The organism is Bacillus sp. LR_5 (genome assembly GCF_042709275.1).
The window spans coordinates 1-3,598 of record NZ_JAVAXX010000441.1 but is presented as its reverse complement, the minus strand read 5'-3'; the positions used below and the strand labels follow the sequence as shown (position 1 = coordinate 3,598).

The 3,598-nt window shown below is 46.7% G+C and carries 2 protein-coding genes; both read left to right on the top strand.

Going from position 1 to position 3,598, the window contains the following annotated elements:
* The first annotated feature begins 7 nt into the window (after positions 1–7).
* Entirely contained in the window at positions 8–1,729 is a 1,722-nt protein-coding gene (locus RAC86_RS36675; RefSeq protein WP_089172489.1) for an ABC transporter ATP-binding protein, read from the top strand.
* The gene (locus RAC86_RS36670; RefSeq protein WP_042978122.1) at positions 1,723–3,537 is read left to right on the top strand and encodes an ABC transporter ATP-binding protein; all 1,815 of its coding nucleotides are present in this window, start codon (positions 1,723–1,725) and stop codon (positions 3,535–3,537) included. Before RAC86_RS36675 ends, RAC86_RS36670 begins: the two co-directional genes overlap by 7 nt.
* Positions 3,538–3,598: the final 61 nt, after the last annotated feature.

Sequence of the window (3,598 nt, the reverse complement as noted above, 5' to 3'; positions counted from 1 at the left end):
CTTTTACATGCAAAAGGCTTTGTCGTTTTTAAAACCATATTCATTGCTGGCGGGAATTGCTCTGATTCTTATGCTGACGGAGCTTGCAGTTGAACTGATGCAGCCTTTATTGATTGCAAAAATCATCGACGATGGGATATTGAAGCAAGATCTGCGGCATGTATGGATATGGGGCACGGTCATGATCGGGCTGACCGTGTTATCCTTTGCGGCGGGGATGCTGAATTCCTTTTATGCCGCCCATGTCAGCCAAAGCTTTTCCTATGATACGAGAAAAGGGCTTTTTCAAAAAATCCAGTCCTTCTCCTATTCCACATTTGGACAGTTTTCGTCCTCTTCTTATATTACAAGGCTGACAAACGACGTCACACAGGTTCAAAATATGATTTTTATGAGTTTGCGGTTTATGCTGCGGGCTCCCTTAATGATTGCAGGCGGCATTGTGCTGTCGCTTGCCGTTAATGTGAAACTCGGGTTTTTTCTGCTTGTGACCATTCCGATCCTGATCTTGTTTTTGCTATGGGTATTAAGGAAAGGCGGGGCACTGTTCCGCTCAGTGCAGAAAAGGCTGGATCAAGTGAACACCATCATGCAGGAAAATTTAATTGCAATCAAGCTGATCAAAGCGCTGCTTCGCGGCAGCCACGAAGTCAAACGATTTATCAAAGCCAACACAAGGCTGATGGAAAAAACGGTTTCGGCCTTTCAGCTTGTGGAATTCACGATGCCTGTACTGATGCTTTTGATGAATCTCTGCATCCTTTTGATTTTGTGGGCGGGGTCCTACAGTATTACGAGCGGAAGCACTCAGGTTGGCGATGTTGTTGCGATAATTAACTACGCAACACGAATTACAGGCGCGCTTTCGATGTTTCCGTTTTTGATTATGATTTTCACCCGGGCGAAGGCTTCAGGGGATAGAATCGGTGAGGTGCTTGAAACAGAAGGCGACGAGCGGGAGGAAGGCACCATATCTGATCGTTTGTCAGGACGGATTGAGTTTCAGCATGTATCCTTTCGCTATCCTGAAATGGACAGAGAAGCGCTCAGGAATGTCTCATTTTCCGCAAAGCCAAGAGAAACGATCGCGATTCTCGGTGCGACGGGCTCGGGCAAGTCCACGCTTTTTCAGCTCATTCCGCGGCTTTATCAGCCGGATTCAGGCCGCATTTACATAGATGAAAAGCCGGTTCAAGATATTCCGGCTGAAGGGCTGCGCAGGCAAATTGGATATGTACCGCAGGAAGTCCTCTTGTTTTCCGGCACAATCAAAGAAAACATCGCTTGGGGCAAAGAAAATGCTTCACTAGATGAAATAATGGATGCGGCCAAACATGCGCAAATTCATGAAACGATTTTGAAGCTCCCAAATGGATATGACACTGTTTTGGGGCAAAGAGGCGTCAACCTGTCCGGCGGCCAAAAGCAGCGGATTTCCATTGCGCGGGCGCTGATTCGAAAACCGGCTATCCTTCTATTAGATGACAGCACAAGCGCGCTTGATCTGCAAACGGAGGCAAAGCTGCTTGAAGCAATCAGCACATACCATTGCACAACTTTGATCATTACACAAAAAATAACCACGGCGATGAAAGCTGATCAGATTTTGCTGCTTGAGGACGGCGAACTGATTGAAAAAGGCACTCACAGTGAGCTGCTTTCTGAATCTCAGTTATACAAGCGCATTTACGAGTCACAATTCGGAAGGGAGGGGAGCGAGTCATGCTAAAAGACATCCGCAAGCCTTTCCAATATCCCAAACTGCCAATTGACAAAAAAGAAGGCGCGAAAAAGCGGGCGAAAGCAAAGGATACAAAGGGCACACTGAGACGAATCTGGTCTTACTTGGCTGAAAGAAAAGGACTGCTCATACTTGTCATGCTGATGGTTGTCATCAGCGCCATATTCGGGCTCCTTGGTCCCTTTGTGATCGGAAAGGCCATCGACCATTTTATCGTCGGGAAAACGGTCAGCGGCTTGATTCCTGTTTTGCTTCTTCTGCTCGCTATCTATATCATTCAGTCCCTGTCGCTTTGGTTTCAAAACTATTGGATGATTACGATCTCGCAGGGCACGGTTTTCAGAATGAGAAGCGAATTGTTCACCCATCTGCATGAGCTGCCGATTCCATTTTTTGATAAACAGCGGCACGGCGAGCTGATGAGCCGGGTGACGAATGACATCGAAAATGTCAGTTCTACCTTAAACACGTCAGTCATTCAAATTTTGTCAAGCGTGATCACCTTTGTCGGGACGATTGCGGTGATGCTGTACATGAGCCCGCTCCTTACATTGATTACGCTGACCATTATTCCGGTGATGGCAGCGAGCCTGAAATGGATCACCAACCGAACGGGAAAGCTGTTTAAAGAACAGCAGAAAAACCTTGGTGATCTGAATGGGTATATTGAGGAATCTGTTTCAGGCGCAAAGGTCATCAAAGCATATTCACGTGAGAAGCAGATTACTGCTGAATTTCTCGAAAAAAACGCTGCACTCAAGACGTCGGGCTTTTGGGCGCAGACGATTTCCGGGTTTATCCCGAAGGTCATGAACTCTTTGAATAACTTAAGCTTTACAATGATAGCGGCAATCGGCGGTTTGTTTGCGCTGAAAGGCTGGATCTCGATCGGCTCCATCGTCGTCTTTGCCGAGTATTCAAGACAATTTACACGCCCTTTAAACGATCTGGCCAACCAGTTTAATACGATGCTGTCCGCAATCGCCGGCGCTGAACGGGTGTTTGACGTGCTTGATGAAAAAGAAGAGCGCGAGGATGAAAAGAACGCCGTGCATCAGCCCATCCAAACAGGCAGCATTGAATTCCGGGATGTGTCCTTCGGTTACGATAAAGGGCAGCAGACACTGAAGCATTTACAGTTTACCGTGCCTGCAGGGCAGTCCATCGCGTTTGTCGGGCCGACGGGGGCGGGGAAGACAACCGTCACTAATCTTCTCGCCCGTTTTTACGAGCCTAACGAAGGAAAAATTTTAATCGACGGTACAGATATTAAAACCCTTACTAGAGCAAGCCTGAGAAAAAACATGGGGTTTGTTCTTCAGGATTCTTTCTTATTTCAGGGAACGATCAGAGAAAACATTCGCTATGGCAGGCTCGATGCTTCTGATCAGGAAGTCGAAGCCGCTGCAAAAACAGCAAATGCCCATAGCTTTATTGAAAGGCTGCCAAAAGGGTATGACACCGTGCTGACGCAAAACGGTTCGGGCATCAGTCAAGGACAGAAGCAGTTGATTTCTATAGCGCGGGCGGTGCTTGCCGATCCGGTTCTTCTCATTTTGGATGAAGCGACAAGCAACATTGATACCGTAACAGAAGTCAACATTCAAGAAGCGCTCGCCCGTTTAATGGAAGGAAGAACAAGTGTCATCATTGCCCACAGGCTGAACACCATTCAAAGAGCGGACCAGATTGTGGTGCTAAAAGACGGTGAAATGATTGAAAAAGGCAGCCATGACGAGCTGATTCGGCAAAAAGGATTTTACAGTGACTTATATGAAAGCCAATTTGAGAAATAGACCTTTGTCCTGCACAGAGGTCTTTTTTGTTACAGATTTATAGTACTTTTATTTCATTTTC